At 54.1% G+C, this 22,944-nt stretch carries 21 protein-coding genes and 1 pseudogene; 8 read left to right on the forward strand and 14 right to left on the reverse strand.

Annotated features, from left to right (window positions below; translation table 11 throughout):
• Positions 1–8: 8 nt before the first annotated feature.
• On the forward strand, positions 9–797 hold the full coding sequence (gene fhuF / locus ABLV75_RS17100; protein ID WP_004108480.1) for a siderophore-iron reductase FhuF: 789 nt from the start codon (positions 9–11) through the stop codon (positions 795–797).
• A 42-nt stretch (positions 798–839) separates the two neighbouring features.
• Here the strand turns inward: fhuF and ABLV75_RS17105 are convergent, their stop codons facing one another.
• Positions 840–2,183 carry a PTS cellobiose transporter subunit IIC gene (locus ABLV75_RS17105; protein ID WP_004108481.1) on the reverse strand — a complete coding sequence of 448 codons (1,344 nt, stop codon included), beginning with the start codon at positions 2,181–2,183 and terminating at the stop codon, positions 840–842.
• A gap of 341 nt (positions 2,184–2,524) precedes the next feature.
• Here ABLV75_RS17105 and ABLV75_RS17110 point away from each other — a divergent pair, with 341 nt between their 5' ends.
• Complete coding sequence (locus tag ABLV75_RS17110) at positions 2,525–2,983, forward strand: YbaK/EbsC family protein (protein ID WP_004108482.1); 459 nt, start codon at positions 2,525–2,527, stop codon at positions 2,981–2,983.
• A gap of 13 nt (positions 2,984–2,996) precedes the next feature.
• On the opposite strand, the gene bglJ is transcribed toward ABLV75_RS17110, so the two are convergent.
• From bglJ to pobA, 4 genes are all read right to left on the reverse strand, one after another.
• Positions 2,997–3,677 (reverse strand): DNA-binding transcriptional activator BglJ, encoded by a 681-nt coding sequence (gene bglJ, locus ABLV75_RS17115; protein WP_004108483.1) that lies wholly within the window; start codon positions 3,675–3,677, stop codon positions 2,997–2,999.
• Positions 3,638–4,360, reverse strand: a complete 723-nt coding sequence (locus ABLV75_RS17120) for a LuxR C-terminal-related transcriptional regulator (RefSeq protein WP_004108484.1) — start codon at positions 4,358–4,360, stop codon at positions 3,638–3,640. The genes bglJ and ABLV75_RS17120 overlap by 40 nt, the downstream gene beginning before the upstream one ends.
• 278 nt (positions 4,361–4,638) lie before the next feature.
• A complete protein-coding gene (locus tag ABLV75_RS17125; protein ID WP_004108485.1) occupies positions 4,639–5,508 on the reverse strand; it encodes a helix-turn-helix domain-containing protein in 870 nt (289 codons plus the stop codon).
• Positions 5,509–5,531: 23 nt separating this feature from the next.
• A complete protein-coding gene (pobA, locus tag ABLV75_RS17130) occupies positions 5,532–6,716 on the reverse strand; it encodes a 4-hydroxybenzoate 3-monooxygenase (protein ID WP_004108486.1) in 1,185 nt (394 codons plus the stop codon).
• Positions 6,717–6,999: 283 nt separating this feature from the next.
• Here pobA and ABLV75_RS17135 point away from each other — a divergent pair, with 283 nt between their 5' ends.
• From ABLV75_RS17135 to opgB, 6 genes are all read left to right on the forward strand, one after another.
• Positions 7,000–7,776 (forward strand): threonine/serine exporter ThrE family protein, encoded by a 777-nt coding sequence (locus ABLV75_RS17135; RefSeq protein WP_004108487.1) that lies wholly within the window; start codon positions 7,000–7,002, stop codon positions 7,774–7,776.
• Positions 7,767–8,240: a threonine/serine exporter gene (locus ABLV75_RS17140; protein ID WP_004108488.1), complete on the forward strand. Its 474-nt coding sequence runs from the start codon at positions 7,767–7,769 to the stop codon at positions 8,238–8,240. The genes ABLV75_RS17135 and ABLV75_RS17140 overlap by 10 nt, the downstream gene beginning before the upstream one ends.
• Positions 8,241–8,348: 108 nt before the next feature.
• A complete protein-coding gene (dnaT, locus tag ABLV75_RS17145) occupies positions 8,349–8,888 on the forward strand; it encodes a primosomal protein DnaT (RefSeq protein ID WP_004108490.1) in 540 nt (179 codons plus the stop codon).
• A gap of 2 nt (positions 8,889–8,890) precedes the next feature.
• A complete protein-coding gene (gene dnaC, locus ABLV75_RS17150) occupies positions 8,891–9,628 on the forward strand; it encodes a DNA replication protein DnaC (RefSeq protein WP_024273697.1) in 738 nt (245 codons plus the stop codon).
• Positions 9,629–9,692: 64 nt separating this feature from the next.
• The gene (locus ABLV75_RS17155; RefSeq protein ID WP_004108494.1) at positions 9,693–10,187 is read left to right on the forward strand and encodes a DUF2501 domain-containing protein; all 495 of its coding nucleotides are present in this window, start codon (positions 9,693–9,695) and stop codon (positions 10,185–10,187) included.
• A gap of 256 nt (positions 10,188–10,443) precedes the next feature.
• Positions 10,444–12,735: a phosphatidylglycerol--membrane-oligosaccharide glycerophosphotransferase gene (gene opgB, locus ABLV75_RS17160; protein WP_004108496.1), complete on the forward strand. Its 2,292-nt coding sequence runs from the start codon at positions 10,444–10,446 to the stop codon at positions 12,733–12,735.
• A 52-nt stretch (positions 12,736–12,787) separates the two neighbouring features.
• On the opposite strand, the pseudogene ABLV75_RS17165 reads toward opgB, so the two are convergent.
• From ABLV75_RS17165 to ABLV75_RS17205, 9 genes and pseudogenes are all read right to left on the reverse strand, one after another.
• Positions 12,788–13,714, reverse strand: a pseudogene (locus ABLV75_RS17165) (Rpn family recombination-promoting nuclease/putative transposase).
• Between the two features lie 139 nt (positions 13,715–13,853).
• Positions 13,854–14,864, reverse strand: a complete 1,011-nt coding sequence (locus ABLV75_RS17170) for an SIS domain-containing protein (RefSeq protein ID WP_004108499.1) — start codon at positions 14,862–14,864, stop codon at positions 13,854–13,856.
• Between the two features lie 17 nt (positions 14,865–14,881).
• Complete coding sequence (locus tag ABLV75_RS17175) at positions 14,882–15,943, reverse strand: SIS domain-containing protein (protein ID WP_004108501.1); 1,062 nt, start codon at positions 15,941–15,943, stop codon at positions 14,882–14,884.
• A gap of 12 nt (positions 15,944–15,955) precedes the next feature.
• Positions 15,956–16,807 carry a PTS system mannose/fructose/sorbose family transporter subunit IID gene (locus ABLV75_RS17180; protein ID WP_004108503.1) on the reverse strand — a complete coding sequence of 284 codons (852 nt, stop codon included), beginning with the start codon at positions 16,805–16,807 and terminating at the stop codon, positions 15,956–15,958.
• On the reverse strand, positions 16,785–17,564 hold the full coding sequence (locus tag ABLV75_RS17185; protein WP_004108505.1) for a PTS mannose/fructose/sorbose/N-acetylgalactosamine transporter subunit IIC: 780 nt from the start codon (positions 17,562–17,564) through the stop codon (positions 16,785–16,787). The genes ABLV75_RS17180 and ABLV75_RS17185 overlap by 23 nt, the downstream gene beginning before the upstream one ends.
• A gap of 18 nt (positions 17,565–17,582) precedes the next feature.
• Positions 17,583–18,053 carry a PTS sugar transporter subunit IIB gene (locus tag ABLV75_RS17190; RefSeq protein ID WP_004108507.1) on the reverse strand — a complete coding sequence of 157 codons (471 nt, stop codon included), beginning with the start codon at positions 18,051–18,053 and terminating at the stop codon, positions 17,583–17,585.
• A gap of 14 nt (positions 18,054–18,067) precedes the next feature.
• Complete coding sequence (locus ABLV75_RS17195; protein ID WP_004108510.1) at positions 18,068–18,490, reverse strand: PTS sugar transporter subunit IIA; 423 nt, start codon at positions 18,488–18,490, stop codon at positions 18,068–18,070.
• Positions 18,491–18,589: 99 nt separating this feature from the next.
• A complete protein-coding gene (locus ABLV75_RS17200) occupies positions 18,590–21,355 on the reverse strand; it encodes a sigma-54-dependent transcriptional regulator (RefSeq protein ID WP_017145047.1) in 2,766 nt (921 codons plus the stop codon).
• A 134-nt stretch (positions 21,356–21,489) separates the two neighbouring features.
• Complete coding sequence (locus tag ABLV75_RS17205; RefSeq protein WP_017145048.1) at positions 21,490–22,935, reverse strand: tagaturonate reductase; 1,446 nt, start codon at positions 22,933–22,935, stop codon at positions 21,490–21,492.
• Positions 22,936–22,944 lie beyond the last annotated feature (9 nt).

The raw sequence follows: 22,944 nt of genomic DNA on the forward strand, positions 1-22,944 counted from the left end.
GGCGCGCAATGGCTTACCGTTCACTTGCATTCAATAATGACCTCATCTGGCGGGCCCCGCTGCCTTCGGCTGAGCGCGAACTGGCGAATGCATTACATGACAAGATCGCTGCGCTACGTCCCCATCTGCTTGATTTTCTGCGACTAAATGAAGAAGCCCCCCATCATGCGCTGACGCTTACAGAGTGGTCGCAGCCCGCAATGCTAAGTTCCCTGTTGGCGACCTGGTCCGACCATATTTATCGTAACCAGCCGGGGAAACCCCGTGAGCAGAAACCGCTGCTTTCTCTGTGGGCACAGTGGTACATCGGTTTGCTGGTTCCGCCATTAATGCTGGCGCTGTTGAGTGAAGAGCGCGCCCTTAGCCTGGCGCCGGAGCATTTTCGCGTCGAGTTTCACGAAACCGGCCGTGCGGCCCGTTTCTGGATTGAGGTACATTCGGCGGGCGCCTCGCCGGAACAATCTGCGCAATCAAGGATGGAAAAGCTGATCGCTACGGCACTCCAACCTGTCGTTCAGGCGCTTGAAGCCACGGGTGATATCAATGGCAAACTTATCTGGAGCAATACGGGTTACCTGATCAACTGGTATCTGGGTGAAATGAAAACCCTGCTCGGAGATGAAAAAATTGCCGCTCTGCGTCAGCACTGCTTCTTCGAAAAACAGTTTTCTGATGGCCAGGATAATCCGCTCTGGCGTACGGTCGTTTTGCGGGAAGGGCAGCTCGTCCGTCGAACCTGCTGCCAGCGCTATCGCCTGCCGGATGTTCAGCAGTGCGGGGACTGCACGTTGAAATAAACAATTGTTAAAAACGGGCGGCTATTTTAGCCGCCCGTTTTTTTATGCCGTTTGTTGACTCTCTTCCGCCATGCGCTGTGCCTCTTCGGCCTCCTGCGCCAGCAGCTGTTTCTCATACACCTTGAAGAACGGGAAGTAGATAATCGCGGAAACGCAGGCGAGAACGACGACCAGAATCGCCGCCCGGAAATCCCATCCCAGCGCCCACGCGCCGCCGATCGGCGCCGGAGCCGTCCACGGAACAACCGAAATCACCCGGCCGATAAGATCCAGCTTCATTGCCGCCCACGCCAGTACGGCGTTAACCATCGGCGCCAGCAGAAAGGGAATAAAGAACACCGGGTTCATCACGATAGGTGTGCCAAAGATAACCGGTTCGTTGATGTTGAAAAGGCTTGGCACCACGCTAAGACGACCAATTGAACGCAGATGCGCCGAGCGGCTACGCAAATAGCAGAATACTAACCCCATCGTCGCCCCGGAACCGCCAATCACAATGAAGAATGTCCAGAACGCCTCCATAAAAATATGCGGCAGCGGAGCCCCCTGAGCCAGAGCCTGCTGGTTCATTCCAAGGTTAGTCAGCCAGAACATCTGCAGCATACCGGAAACAATAGCGGCGCCGTGGATCCCCGCAAACCATAGCAGGTGCCCCACCAGTACCGCCAATAAAATCGCCGGCAGCGAATCCGCTGCGGAAACCAGCGGTTTAAAAATAGCCATAATGGCCTGAGGGATCAGCATATCGAAATGATGCTGGATAAGCAGACTCAAAGGATAAAGCGTCAGGACGACCACCAGTACCGGGATCAACAGATCAAAAGAGTTTTTGATCATCGGCGGCACCTGATCCGGCAGGCGAATACCAATATTATGTGCTTTAAGAAAGCGCATCATCTCAACGCAGTAAACGGCAACCAGAATCGCGGTAAAAATCCCCGTTCCGCCCAGGCTATCTACCGGCAGGTTACCGTTCGTTTTTGGCGCCGCCACCAGCAGGAAGGCCATAATCGACAGCATGGCGCACATGAAGGGATCGAGCTGATTGCTTTTTTCGTAATGCTTTCCGAGGTTATAGGCGATCGCGGCGCAGATGTAGATAGACATGATGCCCATCGTCATATCGAACGGCGTCAGAATACGCCCTTCAAACTCTTTTGCCAGATCCAGCCAGGCGCGAGCAAATCCCCAGGTGGTATCCGGCGAAAACGGCGGGTAAGCAAATACCAGAAGAAATGAACCAACAATCATAAACGGCATCGCGGAGATGAAACCATCACGAATAGCCATCACGTGACGCTGGGACGAGATGCGTCCGGCGACAGGGCTGATGTAATTCTCTACAAAGCGAAATATCAGATTAAATGCAGCATGGTTAGCAGACATGGCAGCCCTCCTGACAGGCTAGATGAACAGGCCCAACAACGATTATTTTGCCGTTGTGATGAATGCGCTTCTGCGAAGAACCCATCCGTTTGGATAAGCTACCGCCTCTACAGCTCAAGACTTTTCGATTCATCCACGGCTCTTTTGTTATAGGTGAAGCAGGGAAGTTACCTTGTCAGTATTCATATCTAAATGAATAACCGCAACCGGTTACAGTAACCGGTTGCGGCGAATGTGAAGGAGATCCAGAAATTGGAAAGATTCTTGATTATCTATCAGGGATATTTACACTTTGCGAAGCTTGTGACAGATTTTTAACAAGCCTTAATCAGGAGATTCCAATGAGTCTGCAGTCCGTGCGGCAGTTTTTTGCTGACCGCGCCCCCGATATCGAAATCATCGAACTTAATCAGAGTACGGCCACAGTAGCGTTAGCCGCGGCGGCGCATAACGTTGAACCCGGACAAATAGCAAAAACCCTCTCTTTAAAAATAAAGGAAAGGGTCGTACTTGTTGTCGCAAAAGGCGATGCACGCCTGGATAATAAAAAACTCAAGGAAGCATTCGGCGCTAAAGCGCGCATGCTGAGTAGCGATGAGGTCATTACGTTAACCGGACACCCCATTGGCGGCGTTTGCCCTTTTGGCCTGGAAGTTCCGCTGGCAGTGTATTGCGATATTTCATTAAGACAGTATCCGGAAGTGCTTCCAGCAGCAGGTTCAATACATAGCGCCGTTCGCATTTCACCCGAGCGAATGGCGCAGCTGACGGATGCTACATGGATTGACGTTTGTCTTTAATAGACGATTAGCACTACTGGGCAAGGCGCATTACCCTGGCATCATCATTGTTTGCCGATAAGCGCATTAATATATCAGCCGCGCTCAGTAGTCCCATATCAGAACTGACGCCCAGCTTGGTCATGGCATTAAATTTATGCGCCCGAATCGTTTTAATATTGCGCTCCAGCTGTGTCGCAATCTCAGGCAACGAATAGCCATAAGACATATAGCGCAGGATGGTATGTTCCGTCGGGCTCAGAATTTGACTACACATGCCCTGCTTTTGGTTTAGCGAGCTTTCATTTGCCGGGCCGCTGCGTTCGAGAAGCTGCAGCAGATGTTCCTGCAGCTGTAGCCGACAGGCTGATTTATTCAAAATGCCGTGCAGGCGTGAAGGCGTCAGATGGCTAACCAGACGCATTTCAGCTTCATCATTGGCTAAGACAATTCTTTGCATTTCAGGGCAGTAGCGTGCAATCTCATGAAGAAAGAGTAAGCTTTCAAGCCGGGATCGGCGGTTACCTGAAAGAGAAAAAATAATCGCCGAAAAATCTTTAGACTGGAACTCCCGCTTTAATGCCTGAGTATCTTTAAAGAATTGAATGCGATAATTCTTACCACTTTCATTAATTAAAATGTGGCGAAGGGCCACTTCCGTCATCGCACATTTCTCTACGATAGCGACATATCGTGCTGTGAGGTCTTTTTCCATTCAGTTTGATCTCCATAGGCTGAATAAATATTCAGCTCCTTCATTCCCTGTGCACTATTAATCCAGGCATACATCTCTGCATTGCTACGCAAAGACAAGCGGCGCATAGCACTATTTTTCTGCGCACTTATGGTTTTATTGCTCTTCTTCAATAAAGCAGCAATTTGATTAATTCCCCATCCTTTAGCGAGAAGCCGCAACACTTTTCGCTCAGAAAGCGTCAGAATGACCATTTTTTGCTGTTCGTCACCGATGTGTTCCACTTCAGGAGAGAACAATGTCTGGCTGATTCGCTCGGCGGCAAGCCCACCCGCGCGAACCACTTCGATGAGACGTTTTACCGGCTCACTGTCTGAAATTAATGTGCTTTCAGGCCGCATTAATAATTCAACCGCTAATGGGAAACAGGCACTTCCTACCATAAAGACCCAGTGTATATCCCTGTATTGCGTCATTAAGGAGTAGTAGTGTTCACAAATATTTCTTGGATTCTCTATTTCACCGGATAAATCTGCAATAACCAGTACTGCGCGCCGCAGTTGCAGCAGGGTGAGCTCATCCTGAGAACGGCAAAAACTCAGTTCATAATCGGGTAGATGCTCCCCAACAATGGCCTTCAAGCCGGACTGCATAACCGGTATTCTGCTGATAATAATGCCGAACTTACCCTGTCCTGGTAACATAAACCCTCCGCTTCCTGTCGAAGATTCACGACCGGCAGAAAAACAATTGGATGAATAACTTAATAGCCATCATATTATTTTGCCAAAATGAATCTTTATCGTCCCTGGCGAACACGCGGTACCGCGCTCTAAAGCCAATTTATATTATAGGGAGTAACATATTGCTGTTATCCCCGCCAATGATTAACATTAACACAGGTAGTTGTCAGCAATAAATTAGAAATGATTAAAAGCTTCGTTAGATACGCTAACTTAAGATATATTTAATAAATCTTTTTTCATTTTATTTTGTTCCTAAATGCTTTAGGAGATTCGCCGTTATAACGACGAAAGAAACGAGAAAAATAGGCTGCATCAGTAAATCCTAAATAATCAGAAAGTTGTGCAATCGTCATACTGGTGTATTGCAGATTGCGACGCGCCTCAAGCATCAATCTTTGATGTAATACTCCCAGCGCGCTGCAGCCGTAGAATTCATGGCATAAATAATTCAGATGCGTTGCAGAAACGCCCGCCAGCTTTGCATAAGCGGCTAAGGGCATATGTTCGCGATAATGACTTTCTATTAGTCGAGAAAAATGACGCATGACGCTACGCTTGCGCTCAGCTTTGTCTGCCGTTATCGGCTGCGGGCGATGCTGCCGGTTCAACCACACCAGCAGCGCTCCCAGCAGGGAATGCAGCATCATTTCACGCGCGTCATACTCTTCGCGATACTCTTCGCGCAAAGCGGTGAACAGCGCCCGAATATGGCTCCGCGACGCCTTGACCGGCACGCATCGCGGCTGGCCGAGTACATCCAACTGACTGGCAAACTGACTTTCGAGACTTCCGAGCAGCGGCAGCGCCAGCGACAAGACGTAGCCTTCCGTACCCGGGGAAAAACGAAAACCATGAATACACAGCGCCGGAACGATCTGAATACAGGACTCCCTCATCACGGTCGTCGTACCTTCGATTTCAATTTCCGCCTGCCCTTTGTGCAGATATAGCAGCTGCACCAGCTCTGCGTGCTGATGCAGGCGGATATGCCATTCATAAAGATGGCTTCGCTGGAGTATCGACTCGCAGTGCAGCAGATCGGGCGTCGGCCAGCCCTGCTCTTCGCCATACAGTTTGAAAACGGGAATGGTACTCACTGCCTGCATCGGGACTCCTGAACGGTTTCTCTTTATGCCACGCGCTCCATCGGCAAACCGACATAGTTTTCAGCGATCGTGGTTAATCCGGCGCGTGAGCCAAGATAATAACGCCGATCCGCCGCCTGCATTTTTCTATCGAACTCGCTTTGTTGCGGGAAATCATGCAGCAGACGGGTCATAAACCAGCTGAATCTTTCGCCTTTCCATACCCTATCCAGCGCAAAACGAGAGTAGCTCGCCAGCAGGTCAACGCGACCATGGTGATAATATTCACGGAGGATGCGCCATAAATAGTTCACATCGGACGCCGCGAGATTCAATCCTTTTGCCCCGGTAGGCGGTACGATATGCGCCGCATCCCCCACCAGAAACAATCTGCCGTACTGCATCGGCTCCACCACATAGCTGCGCAGCGGCGCGATGCTCTTCTCGAGTGAGTGACCAGTCACTAACTTGCTGGACAGCTCTTCAGGGAGGCGGCGTTTGAGTTCATTCCAGAAACGCTCATCAGACCATGCCTCAACCTTTTCACTGAGTGGGACCTGGAGGTAATAACGGCTTCGAGTTAGTGAGCGCTGACTACAAAGAACAAACCCGCGTTCGTGGTGCGCGTAAATAAGCTCCGGGTTCACCGGCGGCGTATCGGCCAGCAGCCCCAGCCAGCCAAACGGCCAGACGCTTTCGTACTCTTTCAGCCCCCCAGGAGGAATACTTTGACGGGACACGCCGTGAAAGCCATCGCAGCCGGCGATAAAGTCGCACTCTAAGCGGCAGTGTTCGCCATTGCTGATAAAAGAGACCGATGGTCGATCGCTCTTTGCCTCATTAATCGTGACTTCGCTGACGCCATAAATCGTCGCCGCCCCGCATTCCGCCCGCGCGGCCATCAAATCCCGCGTCACTTCAGTCTGGCCATAAACCATCACGCTTTTGCCCGCCGTCAGTTCCGTCAGCGCAACCGGTACCCGCTTGCCCTCAAACAAAAATTCGACGCCATGATGCACCAGGCCTTCAGCCTCCATTCGCCGGGCGGCGCCGGCTTCGCGCAGCAGCTCTACCGTTCCGCTTTCCAGAATGCCCGCGCGGATCCTCCCCAGCACGTACTCAGGAGTCTGTCGCTCAAGGATGACGGTTTGAATCCCGGCGTGATGTAACAACTGCCCCAGCAGGAGTCCGGATGGGCCAGCCCCGATAATCGCCACCTGTGTTTTCATAGCATCGCCTCAGTATGGTTAATTATTTGTTTGTTTTTTGTTTATTAAAAGTTTGAATTTGCATTTTTGATAAGTCTGGCGGGAAAAAGAAGGGAGAAATTGGTGCAAAAATTGTACTTTTCACCAATCTTGCGGAAGTGTGGCGGAGTTCAAATTTCAGCGCCCCTCTGGATGCGGCGGTTTTTTACACATTGTTTGATCCGGACCGCTCAGATAAAACGCAACTTCAGGTAAAAGTATCGCCAGACACTACGGCATCGGGCATCACGGACAGCAGGTATCTATGCAAGCAGATCGGGCAACTCAGCGCGCAATCACGCGATTGTGCATTCAATGTGGTCTTTTCTTATTACAACACGGAGCGGAAAGCGCGCTGGTAGAGGAGCTTTCAACCCGCCTGGGCCTGGCGCTGGGGATGGATAGCGTGGAAAGCGCCATCTCTTCTAATGCGATTGTTCTCACCACCATCAAAGATGGCGAGTGTCTGACGTCGACGCGGAAAAACAGCGATCGCGGCATCAACATGCACGTCGTCACGGAAGTTCAGCATATTGTGATTATGGCGGAACATAAACTGCTGGATTATAAAGACGTCGAAAAACGCTTCGCCCAGATCAAGCCGCTGCGCTATCCACGCTGGCTGCTGGTTTTAATGGTCGGCCTCTCCTGCGCCTGCTTTTGCAAGCTTAACAACGGCGGCTGGGACGGCGCGCTGGTCACTTTCTGCGCCAGCACGGTAGCGATGTATATTCGCCAGGTCCTGACTCATCGCTCCATGCATCCGCAAATCAACTTCTGCCTCACCGCCTTTGTCGCAACCACCATCTCCGGGCTGATGCTGCGCCTGCCGGCTTTCGCCAGCACGCCGACGATCGCGATGGCCGCCAGCGTGCTGCTGCTGGTACCCGGCTTTCCGCTGATCAATGCGGTTGCCGACATGTTTAAGGGACATATCAACACCGGCCTGGCGCGCTGGGCAATCGCCAGCCTGTTAACCCTCGCGACCTGTATTGGCGTGGTGATGGCGATGACAATGTGGGGGCTACGCGGATGGGCATAATCATTTATCTCTACGAACTGGCGCTGGATATGGTGCTGGCCGCCATCCCTGCCGTTGGGTTTGCGATGGTATTCAACGTTCCGCAGCGAGCGCTGCGCTGGTGCGCCCTGTTGGGGGCTATCGGCCACGGCTCGCGCATGGTTATGATGACGGCAGGTTTTAATATTGAATGGGCGACGTTTATGGCCGCCCTGGTGGTTGGCAGCATCGGCATCCAGTGGTCGCGCTGGTATCTGGCTCACCCGAAGATTTTCACCGTTGCTGCGGTAATCCCGATGTTCCCGGGCATCTCCGCCTATACCGCGATGATCTCTGCGGTGAAAATCAGCCATTTTGGTTACTCGGAAGAGATGATGATTATGCTGTTAAGCAATTTTCTTAAGGCTTCGTCTATCGTTGGCGCATTATCCATCGGGCTTTCTATTCCGGGACTTTGGCTGTATCGCAAGCGTCCGCGCGTCTAGCTAACCGCGCCGCCGGTTCGCCCGCGGCGCTCCTTCCTGAGCGACCTCTATGCTACTATGTGTGCAGCTACCCCTCTCTTTTTAGTTGTTCAGAGTTGAGATTGATTTATGTCTTCACGAATATTAACTACCGATTTTAGCGGTCTGGATGACTTCATGCAGGATCACGCGGCGGTGCTGGCAAAATCCACCGCCGGCGCCGTCGCCGTATTTGCCAACAACGCGCCCGCATTCTATGCGCTGACGCCGGAGCGTCTGGCGCAGCTGCTGGAGCTGGAAGCCAAATTATCGCGCCCTAATAGCGATATTGCGCTGGATGCGCAGTTTTTTGACGAGCCGACAGCGGCCCCCGTTGCGGTACCGATGGGTAAATTTCCGATGTATGCCGACTGGCAGCCGGATGCCGATTTCCAGCGTCTGGCCGCGCTGTGGGGCATCGCCCTCAGCCAGCCCGTCACGCCGGAAGAGCTGGCGGCATTTGTCGCTTACTGGCAGGCGGAAGGTAAAGTTTTTCATCATGTCCAGTGGCAGCAGAAGCTGGCGCGCAGCGTGCAGATTGGCCGGGCCAGCAACGGCGGCCAGCCGCGACGGGATGTCAACGCGATTAGCGAACCCGATAACCATATTCCACGAGGATTCCGAGGATGAGCATGAAAAATGTCGGCGATTTAATGAAGCGCCTGCAAAAGATGATGCCAGCCCATGTCGAACCCGCGTTCAAGACAGGTGAAGAGCTGCTGGCGTGGCAAAAAGAACAGGGCAAGCTGCGCTCTGAGGCGCTGGAACGCGAAAACCGCGCCATGAAAATGCAGCGTACCTTTAACCGCTCCGGCATTCGCCCGCTGCACCAGAACTGTTCGCTGGATAACTACCGGGTTGAGTGCGAGGGCCAGATGATTGCGCTGTCCAGAGCGCGCCAGTACGTTGAGGAGTTCGACGGCAATATCGCCAGCTTTATCTTCTCCGGAAAGCCGGGTACCGGAAAAAACCACCTTGCCGCCGCTATCTGCAACGAGCTGCTGCTGCGGGGGAAATCGGTATTGATTATCACCGTCGCCGATATTATGTCAGCGATGAAAGATACCTTCGGCAACCGGGAAACCAGCGAAGAGCAGCTACTCACCGATTTGAGCAAGGTCGACCTGCTGGTAATAGACGAAATCGGTATGCAAACGGAATCACGCTACGAGAAGGTCATCATTAATCAGATTGTCGATCGCCGCTCTTCGTCAAAGCGCCCAACCGGTATGCTGACGAACAGCACCATGGACGAGATGAACAAACTACTTGGCGAGCGCGTAATGGACCGTATGCGGCTTGGCAATAGCCTGTGGGTCAATTTTAACTGGGAAAGCTACCGCGATCGCGTAACCGGAAAAGAGTATTAAGATATTTCTGAACACCGCCAGCGTTATAATCTTTGCATGTTCAGCCACGGCGAAGAGTACGTCTATGAAATCTGCAAAAACGTTGTTCCGCACGGCGATAGTGGCCGGCGCTTTATTCACCTTCGGCGCCCACGCCACCTCCTGGCAGGATTCTCTCTCCAGCGCCGCAAACCAGCTCAGCAGCCAGAACGGTAGCCAGCAAAGCGGCGGGATGTCCCTCTCTTCGCTGACCGGTTTGCTCAACGGCGGCAACCAGTCGTTGACCTCCAGCAGCATGAATAATGCCGCAGGGATTATGTCTTATTGCGCGAAACAGAAGCTGGCTTCAGTCACCAATACTGAAAACATCAAAAATCAGGTGCTGGATAAACTGGGTCTCAGCACACCGGAAAAACAAAAAGAAGACACCAGCTATCTTGAGGGTCTTCAGGGTTTGCTGACCAGCAAAGATGGCCAGCAGCTGAATCTGAACAACCTTGGCAGCAGCCCGCTGGCGGAAAAAGTCAAAACCAAAGCCTGCGACCTGGTCTTAAAACAGGGCGTGAGCTTCCTCTCCTGATTTATCCTCTTAATGCCGCGTTTGGCAGGTTACCCTGGCCAACGCGGCGGCAACGTCTGTTTTTTAACATCTTTGCCCGGAATCTCCTGTCTGACAGGATGTGAGGCAGATCAAAAACGGCGATTTCTAAACCAATTCTGAACCACAGCACAAATTCATGACGTTACAATTGCGGCAATATTGCGCTGCAATTACAGTGTAGCGTGGAAAAAGATCTATCTGGCCAGCAGACAACTGGCGTGAATGAGGATGAGCTGTGTCAGAGTTGTTATCCATCGCCCTGTTTCTTGCTTCGGTGATGATTTATGCATTAAAAGCCGGTCGTAATACCTGGTGGTTCGCCGCCACGCTCACGGTGCTGGGCCTGTTCGTTATTCTGAATATTACCCTCTACGCCAGCAATTACTTCACCGGCGATGGTATCAATGACGCGGTACTTTATACGTTGACCAACAGCCTGACGGGCGCTGGCGTGGGCAAATATATCCTGCCTGGCGTTGGGCTGGTCGTGGCGCTGGTCGCGGTATTTGGCGCACTCGGCTGGGTGCTCCGCCGCCGCCGGCATCACCCTCATCATTTTGGCTACAGCCTCGTGGCGCTGGTTCTGGCGCTGGCTTCAGTGGATGCCAGCCCCGCTTTTCGCCAGATTAGCGAGTTGGTTAAATCCCAGTCCCGCGATGGCGATCCTGACTTCGTGGCTTACTACAAAGAGCCATCAAAAAGCATTGCCAATCCGCAACTGAACCTGGTGTACATCTACGGCGAAAGTCTGGAGCGCACTTATTTTGATAACGACGCCTTCCCGGACCTGACGCCGGAGCTCGGTAAACTCAAAAGCGAGGGGCTGGATTTCAGCAATACCGCCCAGCTGCCCGGTACCGACTACACGATTGCCGGAATGGTCGCCTCTCAGTGCGGGATCCCGCTGTTTGCGCCGTTTGAAGGCAACGCCTCAGCCTCAGTTTCCAGCTTTTTCCCGCAGAATATCTGCCTTGGGGATATCCTGAAAAACTCGGGTTATGAGAACTACTTCGTACAGGGCGCGAATCTGCGCTTCGCCGGAAAAGATGTCTTCCTGAAGTCTCACGGCTTCGATCATCTGTACGGCGCGGAAGAGCTAAAAACCACGGTTGCCGATCCGGCCTATCGTAACGACTGGGGCTTCTACGATGATACGGTGCTTGATGAAACCTGGAAAAAATTCGAAGCGCTTTCGCAGTCCGGTAAACGCTTCTCGCTGTTTGCTTTGACGGTCGATACCCATCATCCGGATGGTTTCATCTCCCGAACCTGCCAGCGCAAAAGCTACGACATGGACGGCAAAAAGAACCTCTCCTTTAGCGCCGTCTCCTGCAGTCAGGAGCACATTGCGGCGTTAATCGAGAAGATTAAAGCTTCTCCGTGGTTCAAAAATACGGTCATCGTAGTGTCATCCGATCACCTGGCGATGAAAAACAGCGCCTGGGATTATCTGAATAAGCAGGATCGCAGCAATCTGTTTTTCGTCCTGCGCGGCGATCAACCCCAGCAGGATACGCTGGCCGTCAAACGTAATACCATGGATAACGGCGCGACAGTGCTCGATATTCTCGGCGGCGATAACTTTATTGGCCTTGGCCGCAGCAGCCTTTCCGGAGAGTCGCTCTCCACCGTGTTCCTCAATATGAAAGAGAAAGTGCTGGCGTGGAAGCCGGATATCATCCGCCTGTGGAATTTCCCCAAAGAGATGAAGAACTTCACCGTTGATGCGCAGAAAAATATGATCTCCTTCTCCGGCAGCCATTTCCGCCTGCCGCTGCTGCTGCGCATCTCCGACAAACGCGTTGAGCCGCTGCCGGAAAGCGAATACTCCGCACCGTTGCGCTTCCAGCTGGCCGATTTCGCGCCGCGTGATAATTTCGTCTGGGTCGACCGCTGCTACAAGATGGGTCAGCTGTGGTCGCCGGAAGTGGCGCTCTCCACCGACTGGTGCGTATCGCAGGGCCAGCTGGGAGGCGAACAGAAAGTCCAGCGCGTCGACAAAGCCCAGTGGCAGGGTAAAACCGCGTTCAAAGATACCCTTATCGATATGGAGCGTTATAAGGGCAACGTCGATACGCTGAAGATTGTCGATAACGACATTCGCTATAAAGCCGACAGCTTCCTGTTCAACGTTGCCGGCGCGCCGGAAGAGGTGAAGCAATTTAGCGGTATCTCTCGACCGGAAACATGGGGACGATGGTCTAACGCTCAGCTCGGCAGCGAAGTGAAAATTGAATATAAGGAGCCGCTGCCGGAGAAATTCGATCTGGTGATTACCGCCAAAGCCTACGGGCCGAATGCCAATAAGCCGATTCCGGTACGGGTAGGCAACAGCGAACAAACGATCGTCCTGGCTAATGATGTCACCACCACTACCCTACATTTCGATAATCCGTCGCGTAGCAGTACGTTGACGATTGCGCCGCCGGACCCGCAGTCCACGAACGAGGGCAATATTCTCGGCCACTCCCCGCGTCAGTTGGGCATCGGTATGGTTGAAATCAAAGTGGTGAAAAGCGAAGGGTAGCCCCTTCCACCCGGCGGCTTTTGCGCCGGGTCGCGGTGACTGGGTGCGGATATTAGCTATGCAGCGGCTTTAACTCATCCGCTGAGAGCCCGGTAATCCGCTGAACCGTCTCGGTATCTAAACCGTTTTGCAGCATACTGCCGGCAATGCGCAACGCTTCCCGCCGGCTACCTTCCTGCAGACCTTCCAGGCGCCCTTCTTGCCGGCCTTCCTGTATCCCTTCCTGCTTGAGTTTTTGAGCGATAGACATCAACCTCTCCTAATATTGTGGCAGACGGCGGGCCAACCGGCGGAGAAACACGCTCGGATCGGCGGTGTTGCCGTACTGCAGCATATAATGAAACAGCACTCTCAACTGCCTGCGGTTAGTGTATCCCAGCATGACAAGGGTCGCCAACGACTCCGTAATCCCGCTGAGATCGCGCTGGCGAATATGCTTTTGCATCAGTTCCAGCAGCGCGACCCGCCGGTGCTGAACAATTTCATCGTCCGGTATCACCGTCACATCAACCAGCGGAAACGGACAGGCATACAGCGTCCTCGCCATCTGCGGGTCGGCAAATTCGTCCAGCCAGTTCAGGGAAAAGGGATAGGGGCTGGTCGCACCGTGATAAAAAAGCATCGGCACCACCAGCGGTAGCGTTTTGTGCCCGGCGTCGAGATGACGCTGCATGGCGGCAATCGCATAGCGCATCAGGCGAAAAGCCATATGGTTATCCGGCGAGCTCTGATGCTCTATCACCACATACACATATCCCAGGCCGCAGGGGGTTTGTACCGACCATAGTACGTCCGAGTACCAGGCGCGCAGATCTTCATCGACAAAGCTCGCCGGTTCCAGCCGCAGGGTAGAAAAATCACACTGCTGACGGATCGCTTCCGGCAGGTGCAGCGTGAGAAAATCATTCGCCGTTTCCGGGTGGCGAAGAAATCGCTTAAAAACCGCATCATGCGGCGTTGAGGTCATCCGTTTTTTCATGGCCGTCCGCTTGCCAGAAAGAGAAGGAAAGCCGGACTCTACCATCAGTTTTTGACCCGTTGGGTTTGACGATAATTTTCTGGGAAGCGCCTCGGAGAATAGCGCGGCGGCCAGCCGGGCTGGCCGCCATCAGCATAGCTTAGTAATCAAACTGACGATAATAACGACGGATATTAAGGTCGTGTCCGGTATGATGTTCGAAGTGGGCCGCCAGCCGGTCCACCAGCAGAGTAGAAACGACACACGGCGCCATGATCCAGCGGAAAGCATCATCAATACCGTTCAGCGGATAGTCACGCGGGTCGATAACCACCAGGTGGTCGGTGATCTTCGCAGCAAAGCGCTCAACGCGCTCATCCAGCGCCCGACATTTACCCTCGCCTTTCACCAGGAACAGGGGGACCTCTTTTTCCAGTAACTCCAGGGTGCCGTGGAAAAACTCAGCCGAACTCACCGACTTGGTCCGCTTCCACTGCATCTCTTCGAGAATACACATCGAGAACAGATAGACCTCGCCCCACATTTCCGCCCCGCCGATCCACATCATATAGTCGCAGCCGTGATACTGAGCGGCAATTTTATCCGCCTGCGGATCGAACTGGCGTTTGGCCTGCAGAAGATTTTCCGGCAGCAACTCCAGCTGGCTGGCAAAACGATCGTAATGGGCGAAATCGCCGTGACGATAAATGACGCGGAAGAATAACCAGTAGAGCAGCATATATTCATATTCCACGCCGTTCTTGTGGCACATCGGAATATGCCAGCTCGCCGCCTCAGCTAATGGCGAATCGGCATTACGGGTAATGGCCACGACGCGAATCCCCTGCGCTTTGCACCATTCGGCAATGGCCACCGACTCTTTGGTATCGCCGGATTTGGATAACGTCACCACCACCGCATCTTTATTTAATTTTTTATGCCCGCGATGGATTAATTCCGCCGCCTGCTCAAGATAAACCGGCACGCCGGTTAATTCTTTAGCAAACTCATTAATTGCCATCATCGGAGCTAAAGAACCGCCTACCGAGGCGAAAAATAAGGCGCTGCAGCCGCTGTGATAAATATCGTCGGCGACGGCTTCCGCCTGTTTGCGCGCAGCGATGATTTCGCGAGCACTGGTCAGGTACTCGTCCTGATTAAAACCCAACATAGTTTTCTCCTGAATAATCAGATTTTACTTTTTAAGACGCGATCAAAATCGTCAAAAATACGTTTAGCCAGATCGATGCCTTTCAGTCCGGCGGTATGCCAGGCCAGCATCTGGACGGGAACAATCAGCAGCAGCGGCGCCAGGTGATGTTCACACGGGCAGTTTAGCGCCAGCGTCTGCGCATCCTCTTCGTCGCTCAGCGTCAGCGTAAAGGCGCGGGCAATGGACGGCGCCATATAGTCCCGCAGCGCCCGGGTCCGCCCATCCGGCGCATCTTCAATAAACAGCATCACATGGCGGCAATTCGCCTCCAGATAGGGACCATGCATATAAGCTTCCAGCTCAAAGCCGCTGGAAGGCACGCGCACCGTTTCGGTAAATTTAGTTTCAAACTCTTTCGCAACCCCAACCAGAGCACCATAGCCGGTGGCGACAAAGCGCTCGCCGCCCCGCAGCGCTTCGCCATGCCTGTCGATAAACCGCGAGGTGCGGTCAATGACATCCGGGATCGCCGCCGCCAGCCGCTGCAGTTCGGCAAGATAGCGCTGCTCCTCGGCCTCGCTGGCTTTTCCCTGGCTACGGGCGATGGTCAGCGCCATCAGCAGCAAATTCAGCACCGTCGCGCTAAACCCTCTGGTGACAAACCCCACGCTCTCAATCCCGGTGTTGATATCCAGTATCCCGTCGCAGGCCCGGGCTATCGGGCTTTGCGGATCGGAGGTCAGAGCAAAAACCGGCAGGCTCAATGCCTGTACCTTACGCATCGCCTCCAGCGTTGAGGCGCTTTTACCGCTCTGCGAAATCGCCACCACCAGATCGGTATGCGGATCGACCGCCTCGTAGTGCGTAAAGTTGTACGGCTCTTTAATCTCAACCAGGACGCCGAAGCGCTGCTCAAAGAAATAGCGCGCGCACAGGGCGGCGTTCAGCGACGACCCGGTCGCCAACAGCAGAATGCGGCGCACCGGGTGCTGGCGGGCAAAAGTCTCAATCGCCGCCAGCTTTTGCCGGTAGTCGCGCAGGATCTGCGTCAGACAGGCCGACTCCTCGCTGATATAGGTCATCATCGTTGCTACCATTTTCGACTCCTGTTAAAACAAGCCAATCCACGAACCCAGAATGCCCACCAGCGCCATCCCCCCGATAATAGAGAGCGGTTTAACCTTGCGCCCCAGCAGCCAGTAAACGATGCCGAAACTTACCAGCGGCAGCATGCAGGGCAGAATGTCGTTGATAATGTCCTGCACCTGGGTTTTCGCCTCTCCGGCGCCGAATGCGATGGGGATGGTGATATCAATCATTGAAGCGGTCATCGCCCCGACCACCATCAGGCCAATAATCGACGCGCCGTAGGTCAGGCTCTCCATCATTCCGCTCTTCTGGATGCGCTGCAGTACCCCGGTGCCCAGCACATAGCCCCAGCGGGTAAAGAACCAGCGCACCAGGATGTGCGGCACGTTAAACACCAGCAGAAACAGGATGGGACCGAGAATATTACCTTTCAGGGCCAGGCTGGTGCCGATGCCGGTGGCGATCAGGCGCAGCGTGCCCCAGAAGAAGGAGTCCCCCAGCCCGGCCAGCGGCCCCATCAGCGACGCTTTGACGTTATCAATCGCGTTGGCGTCCATGTTCTTCTGCTGGCTATTCTTCTCCTCCATCGCCGCGGTGATCCCCAGCAGCAGGGTGACGATATGCGGCGTGGTATTGAAAAACACCAGATGTCGCTTTAACGCCCCGGCCAGCTCCTCTTTGCGCGGATAGAGCTTTTTCAGCACCGGAATCAACGCGTAAACAAAGGCAAGATTCATCTGCCGCTCATAGTTCCAGGAGAACTCCATCTGGAAGGAGCGCCAGAAGACCCGGCGTAGATCGCGCGGCGTAATACGGGCCTCTTCCTGCGCCTGCGGCTGCAGAGTTTCTTCAGAAATCATCTTCGTCGTCATCGCTGACTCCTTGTTCTGTCGTCGTACGAGGTGAGCTCAACGCGGTGACGTTAACCATGACCACCGCCACAATAGCGCCGAGAATGGCGATGCCGGTTACCGGAATTTTCAGGTAGGCCATCAGCACGAAACCGAGGAAAAAGTACGGCGCAACTTTCTTATTAATCAGTAGCCTGGCGAGCATTGCGAAGCCGAGGGCCGGAATGATGCCGGTGGCGACGCTGAGCCCGTGTTTGATAAATTCCGGGATCGTGTCAAGCAGGGATTTCACCGCATTGCTGCCGACCAGGAATGACACGGTGACCACCGTGGCGAGCATCAGCGACAGCCCGAAGCCAGCAATCAAATGCATACGTTCAATGCCGCGGGTATCCGCCCGCTCCGCATAGCCGTCAGCCTTCTGGCTGAGCATCGGAATAAACATCCCCAGATAGACGTTTTTCAGGATCAGCGTCAGGGTGGCGATGGGCAGTCCAAGCAGCAGCGCCGTTTCCGTTCCCGCGCCGGAGGTAATGGCGAACGCCACGCCGAGAATACCGCCGGTTACTACATCAGGCGGAATCGATGCGCCGACCGAGAAAGAGCCAATAAAGGCCAGCTCAAGCGTCGCGCCCATGATGACGCCGGTTTGTACATCCCCCAGCACCAGCCCGGTCAGCAGCCCGGTCACGATAGGCCGCGAAATCAGCGACGTTCCTAATGCATATTCCGATTGCGCGATAAACGCCACCAGCCCCAGTAAGAGAGCCTCTACCATAATCTGTCCTCCGCGGAATTAAACGCATTCCGCAAAAAGCTGTTTGCGGTCGTTAGGGACCTGGCGAATCTCAACTTCGACGCCTTTCCCAACCAGTTGCTGCAGTTGCTCTATTTCCTCCGGGAGTAAATTAATCGCCTTAGAGATATTTTTACTGCCCTCTTTGGCTTTAATTCCGCCGAGATTAATACTTTTAATTTCCTCGACGGCGCTGGCAATCCGCCAGGCATCATTTACCGATTCCACGACGATAAACAGATTATATTTGTCGGTCACGCCGCTTTTTATCGATTCAATAGAGTCGTTAATATTTTTAATCACCAGTTTGACTGAAGGGGGTTTAGCGAGCTTAATCGTCGTTTTCCGTAGCTCATCATCTGGGACATTATCGTTGGCAATTAAAATGCAATCAGCGCCGACATACTGCGTCCAGGAAAAGGCAACCTGGCCGTGAAGTAATCGATGGTCAACCCTTAATAGCGTAATCATAGTGTTCCCTCATTTCAGAAGTCTTTATCAATAGTCATCGCACTGGCAATCGTCTGATTGCAGTACTGAATGCTCTCTTTGGCGCTTATTAATGCTTCAGAAATTAATTTTTCGGTATTCTCTTCGCCAGCTGAAATGAGCAAATCAATAATCAACGGCAGATTTAAGCCGGACAATAAATGAAAGTGCGGGCGCGATAGAAAGCGCACAAATTCATTATTGACGCTACCGGCGAAAATATCCGTAATCACAATCAGCTCATCCTGGGCGGGAAAACGCGCCAGCAGCGTCTCCACCTGCTGCGTGAGGTCGGCCTCCTCCTCGACGTAGGCGCACAGGGTATGAATATCCGGCTGTTTACCGAGGATCAGCTCCACGGAGTTCAGCAAACCGTTAGCAAAGGTGCCATGGCTGGCAAAAATATAGTGTCGTTTCATCCTTACCTCGAAAGCGCATTCCACTGCTTTCTTGATTGCAACCGGCGTGCCAGAAACAGTGGCGCGCCGGCTAGCGCAAGGATCAACTAATGAAGGGGATTAAAACTCTTGATCTTCCTGAATAAATTCAGTTTCCCGCGTCAGAATATCGTGAATGTAGTACAGCTCTACGGCGGGGATTTTGACACTATATCCACTCTCTATGACACTAAAAGCCTCGCGGAGCGTCGCCAGCTCGCTCTGCGGACACTGCCTTCCGGAATAATGGGATGGCGAGGCGTTGCGGATCAGGCGCTCTATCAGACAGCTGATATGCACATACAGCGCTACCTTGCGATCGTTAGGCACATCGCAGCCGGCCAGATGCTCATAGCGCAGTAAAAACTGCTCAACCTGATTGATCACTTTACCGGTATCGAGGATCGTCACCGACTCGATCACCCGGCGCAGCGAGAAATTCTTCAGGATCAGGTTATTGATTTCGCTGACCTGCTCAGCGGTGGCCAGCTCGCCGAAGATGCGCATCAGCGGGCGGCTCCCTTCGCCGGAGATTAACGAATCCAGCGAAATCCACGGCAGATCGGCAAGCTGCGGGTCCAGGGTTCCGACGATCGCCAGCACCTCATAGCGGCTCAGCATCGGCTGCCGCCGCGCGGGATCGGCGAGCGTCTCCACATCGCATGCCACAATATCGATCCCCAGCGCTTCAGGGATGCTGGCTTTTAACAGCGCCGACAGATTCGCCGCCGCTCCCAGGCCGGTGGCGCAGGTCGTAAGAATCGCCCGCGGTTTGTCCGCTTGCGGGTAATAGAGCTGATGCTCGATCGCGAGGTCACCGCGGATCTCCCGGACGATATCTTCCAGCATGTCGCCCAGCAAAATTCGCTCGCCGACGTACATCGCCATCCCGGTCGAGACGTTATTAATTATCGCCATCGGCGTCGTCAGCCGACGGTTAAAATGGCTATGAATGGCGTTCAGCGAACCCATATCGACCAGGATGACCAGTCCGGAGGCCAGCGCGTGACTCTCAATATAGGCCATCACCTGGTTAGCAATAGCCTCCGGCGTGACATCAAGCGGCATATCGAATGACTCAAACAGCTGGCTTTTCAGCAACCGGTTCGCCACGTTAGCGATACTGCTGGCGGTGGCGTAACCGTGGGCGAGGATAATTGCCCGGGTCACCTGCTGCTGGCTAATGGCGCCATTTTTCTGTAACCACAGCACCAGTAACAACAGGTCAATACGTCGGGGTTCAATGTCCAGCTTCAGCGCCAGCGCGGCGAGGATCTCTTCACAAAAGCGATACAGCAACGGATATTTTTGCGCCAGGAAATCCTCCAGCTGGCGGCTTTTCTCGTTGCTCATCGTCGACTGCGCCTGGCGGGAACGATGAATCAGGTAGTGGCTTAGAGCATAAATACAGTTGCCGTTAAACTGGATATTGAAGCGCTTTTCAAGGCGATAAAATTCCTCCCGCACCTGATGCGTTATCAGCAGCAGCATATGCGAACTCTGGGTATCGTGATTATCAAATATCAGCCGATCGAAGAGGGTTTCAATCTCCTCGCCCATGCTTTTTTGCGCTTCTTCCCAGAGCCTTTTTTTGCTCAGCACCGCCTCATACAGCGCGAGAACGCGGCACTGAGTATCATAAATCAGCCCCTGAACCGGGTCGCGCGCGCGCAGCAGCCAGACCAGGCTGGTCTGCGGTTCGATAAGCAGCGGCTCTTCATGGCCCATCGGTTCACTAAGCGCCGGCGTCGCGGCCATGATATTTTCCGGCAGATCGTGCAGCGTGACGTTCAGCTTCTCGCTGCCCGGAGCCCTGGCCCAGGCTGACGCAACGGCGTACTTAATCACGTTTTTTAGCTCACCGACGTTACCGCGATATACGTAGTGCGTCAGCACCTGCAAAAGCCGGGGCGTCAGCTGCAGCCGGGCGGCGAGCGTGCGCGCCTCCTGCCAGAAAAACTGCAGCGTGAGCGCTTCTTTCTCGTGGCGGCTGCGGGTCTGTAAATCAGGCAGGCTAACGAGGATCGGGATACGACGAATAAAGGTGGTCAGAAACGTGCTGTGAATATCTTCGGTAGTGGCAAACACCAGCCGCAGGGATATCGGCATCCCCTGCGCCGTTTCTCCCAGCCGATAGATCTCTTTGCGATCCAGCCAGGTGAAGAGCTTCTCCTGTCCCTGCGCATCCAGGCGGTGGACTTCATCGAGAAACAGCACGCCGCCGTTTGCCGCTTCAAACGCCCCGGCTTTATCGCCCTGCGCGCCGGTAAACGCGCCTTTCACGTAGCCAAACAGGTTGGCGGCCAGCAGCTCCGGGTTGCTGGCATACTGGGCGCAGTTGAAGCTGACAAAGGGCGCATCGGGCGGCAGCAGTCCCTGGGCGATGGCAAACTCATGCATCAGCTCCGCCATATAGCTTTTGCCAGTTCCGCTGTCGCCGACGATCAGTAGCGGCAGGCCACCGTTGGGATAAAACAGCGCGGTTTTCATCTGTTCGATCGGCTTGCGCAGGCTACCGTCATGGCCGGTAAGCAATGAAAAATGATCCGCCTGCTCCGGCTGTCGATCGCTCTCCGCGAGCAGCTCCACCATGCTGGCGTACTCGCTGCGGGAAAGGGGGAAAAACTGCTGGCAGAAGGCGGCTTTATGGAGAAAATAGACCGGACGGGTATTAATCTTTACCAGCACATCCTGGGCCACCAGCTGATTCAGATAGTGGCTGGCGGTATTTCTTTGCATGGCAAAACGCCGGGCCAGGTAGCCGGCGGTGAAGACCTCGCTCAGGTTATCCGGATCAAAAAAATCGGTCTGATTTTGCAGAAAAGCCAATAGTTCCGTTTTACGCATCGCATCCCCCTCTTCACCTTACAGGGGCTTATGATGCGGGAAATCCGCCAACCATTGGCGCTTAATTTATTTTTTGCGGTTCAGAGCACAAAAAAAACGGCGCCCAAATCCGCGGACGCCGCACAACAAACCGACTACAGCCGCCTCAGGGCCTCCCGCATCCCCGCGCTCAAAATCATTTCCAGATACCGCGTAACCTGATCGGCAAGCCCCGGAACGGTCGTCAGATCTTCACCCCAGTGCGCTGCATCCTGCAGGACTTCCGTGACCAGTTCATGCAGCGGGCGGCCGCGCGCCACCTGCGCCCATCCTTCGGCAAAACGGGTTAGCCAGACGTCATCATCCTGCAGCGGATAGGTCTGTCCCTCGCGCTGGCCGCGATAGAAGGCGATGAGCGCCGCCAGGGCAAACGTTAGCCGCGGCGGGATCGCGCCGTGCCGGCGAATATTCGTCAGCAGCTGCGGCAGGATCCGGGTACGAAACTTAGTCATGCCGTTCAGGGCGATGGAGAGCAGCTGATGGCGAATCCAGGGATTAAGAAAGCGCCCGGTCACGGCATCGGCAAACTGCCGTAGCTCATCGGCGGGTAAATCCAGCGCCGGGATAATCTCCTCGTCGATAGTTTGCTGCACATAATGGCGTATGGCCTGATCATGCATCGCTTCGCCAACAGTATCGACACCGCACAGCCACGCCACCGGCACCAGCGCGGTATGCGCGCCGTTAAGAATGGCAACCTTGCGCTCTTTGTAGGGCCGGATATCCTCTACGATACGGATATTGAGCGGGTAGCGATCTAGCCGCAGCGTCTCCGCCAGCACCTGCGATCCCTGGATGACGAATAACCAATAGTATTCGGCGGTATCCAGGAAAGCATCATGGTAGCCCAGTTCCGCCTCCAGCTTTGCCGCTTCCTCGCGCGGATAGCCGGTGACGATACGGTCAACCAGCGTTGAACAAAATGTATTGGCGGTCTCAACCCAGACGCGAAAAGCCGCGGGCAGTTGCCACTCATCGGCGTAGCGTAGCACCAGCGCCTTCAGGGCTTCGCCGTTGTAGTCGATCAGCTCACAGGGGATAATCGTCCACCCCTTATCCGCTGCGCCGTTGAAATGGCGGAAACGTTCGAGCAGCAGCTGGGTCAGCTTCGCCGGAAAGCTGACCGGCGGCTTATCGTCAGGCCGGTCCCCGGCATGATAGCTAATACCCGCTTCAGTGGTATTTGAAAATACGAACTCAATCGCCGGATTACGAGCCAGCGCCAGATAGCCAGCAAAATCCTGCCAGGGGTTGATCTCGTTATTAACGGAGCGAATAATCCGCGCTTCGCTCACCGCCTCGCCACGTTCGTCCAGCCCGCGGATCACCGTGGTGTAAAGTCCATCCTGGGTATTGAGCGACGGCGGAAACTCGGTGTTGATCGGGCGAATAATGGTCACCCCTGCCGCCAGATCGGTTTGCTCATTCAGCCGATCCAGCTGCCAGTCGATAAACGCCCGCAGGAAGTTGCCCTCGCCGAACTGAATCACGCGCGTCGGGTAGTGCGGCCCGGGAAAATCTTGTCTGTTTAACGATTTCATAGCCTTTCC

Source organism: Klebsiella sp. CN_Kp066, assembly GCF_040065135.1.
GTDB classification, from domain to species: domain Bacteria; phylum Pseudomonadota; class Gammaproteobacteria; order Enterobacterales; family Enterobacteriaceae; genus Klebsiella; species Klebsiella oxytoca.

What these genes read in the sequence shown, in the direction of transcription:
- fhuF (WP_004108480.1), top strand. Translation starts at nt 9, where the DNA reads ATGGCTTACCGTTCACTTGCATTCAATAATGACCTCATCTGGCGGGCC.
- ABLV75_RS17105 (WP_004108481.1), bottom strand. Translation starts at nt 2,183, where the DNA reads ATGTCTGCTAACCATGCTGCATTTAATCTGATATTTCGCTTTGTAGAG.
- ABLV75_RS17110 (WP_004108482.1), top strand. Translation starts at nt 2,525, where the DNA reads ATGAGTCTGCAGTCCGTGCGGCAGTTTTTTGCTGACCGCGCCCCCGAT.
- bglJ (WP_004108483.1), bottom strand. Translation starts at nt 3,677, where the DNA reads ATGGAAAAAGACCTCACAGCACGATATGTCGCTATCGTAGAGAAATGT.
- ABLV75_RS17120 (WP_004108484.1), bottom strand. Translation starts at nt 4,360, where the DNA reads ATGTTACCAGGACAGGGTAAGTTCGGCATTATTATCAGCAGAATACCG.
- ABLV75_RS17125 (WP_004108485.1), bottom strand. Translation starts at nt 5,508, where the DNA reads ATGCAGGCAGTGAGTACCATTCCCGTTTTCAAACTGTATGGCGAAGAG.
- pobA (WP_004108486.1), bottom strand. Translation starts at nt 6,716, where the DNA reads ATGAAAACACAGGTGGCGATTATCGGGGCTGGCCCATCCGGACTCCTG.
- ABLV75_RS17135 (WP_004108487.1), top strand. Translation starts at nt 7,000, where the DNA reads ATGCAAGCAGATCGGGCAACTCAGCGCGCAATCACGCGATTGTGCATT.
- ABLV75_RS17140 (WP_004108488.1), top strand. Translation starts at nt 7,767, where the DNA reads ATGGGCATAATCATTTATCTCTACGAACTGGCGCTGGATATGGTGCTG.
- dnaT (WP_004108490.1), top strand. Translation starts at nt 8,349, where the DNA reads ATGTCTTCACGAATATTAACTACCGATTTTAGCGGTCTGGATGACTTC.
- dnaC (WP_024273697.1), top strand. Translation starts at nt 8,891, where the DNA reads ATGAAAAATGTCGGCGATTTAATGAAGCGCCTGCAAAAGATGATGCCA.
- ABLV75_RS17155 (WP_004108494.1), top strand. Translation starts at nt 9,693, where the DNA reads ATGAAATCTGCAAAAACGTTGTTCCGCACGGCGATAGTGGCCGGCGCT.
- ABLV75_RS17170 (WP_004108499.1), bottom strand. Translation starts at nt 14,864, where the DNA reads ATGTTGGGTTTTAATCAGGACGAGTACCTGACCAGTGCTCGCGAAATC.
- ABLV75_RS17175 (WP_004108501.1), bottom strand. Translation starts at nt 15,943, where the DNA reads ATGGTAGCAACGATGATGACCTATATCAGCGAGGAGTCGGCCTGTCTG.
- ABLV75_RS17180 (WP_004108503.1), bottom strand. Translation starts at nt 16,807, where the DNA reads ATGACGACGAAGATGATTTCTGAAGAAACTCTGCAGCCGCAGGCGCAG.
- ABLV75_RS17185 (WP_004108505.1), bottom strand. Translation starts at nt 17,564, where the DNA reads ATGGTAGAGGCTCTCTTACTGGGGCTGGTGGCGTTTATCGCGCAATCG.
- ABLV75_RS17190 (WP_004108507.1), bottom strand. Translation starts at nt 18,053, where the DNA reads ATGATTACGCTATTAAGGGTTGACCATCGATTACTTCACGGCCAGGTT.
- ABLV75_RS17195 (WP_004108510.1), bottom strand. Translation starts at nt 18,490, where the DNA reads ATGAAACGACACTATATTTTTGCCAGCCATGGCACCTTTGCTAACGGT.
- ABLV75_RS17200 (WP_017145047.1), bottom strand. Translation starts at nt 21,355, where the DNA reads ATGCGTAAAACGGAACTATTGGCTTTTCTGCAAAATCAGACCGATTTT.
- ABLV75_RS17205 (WP_017145048.1), bottom strand. Translation starts at nt 22,935, where the DNA reads ATGAAATCGTTAAACAGACAAGATTTTCCCGGGCCGCACTACCCGACG.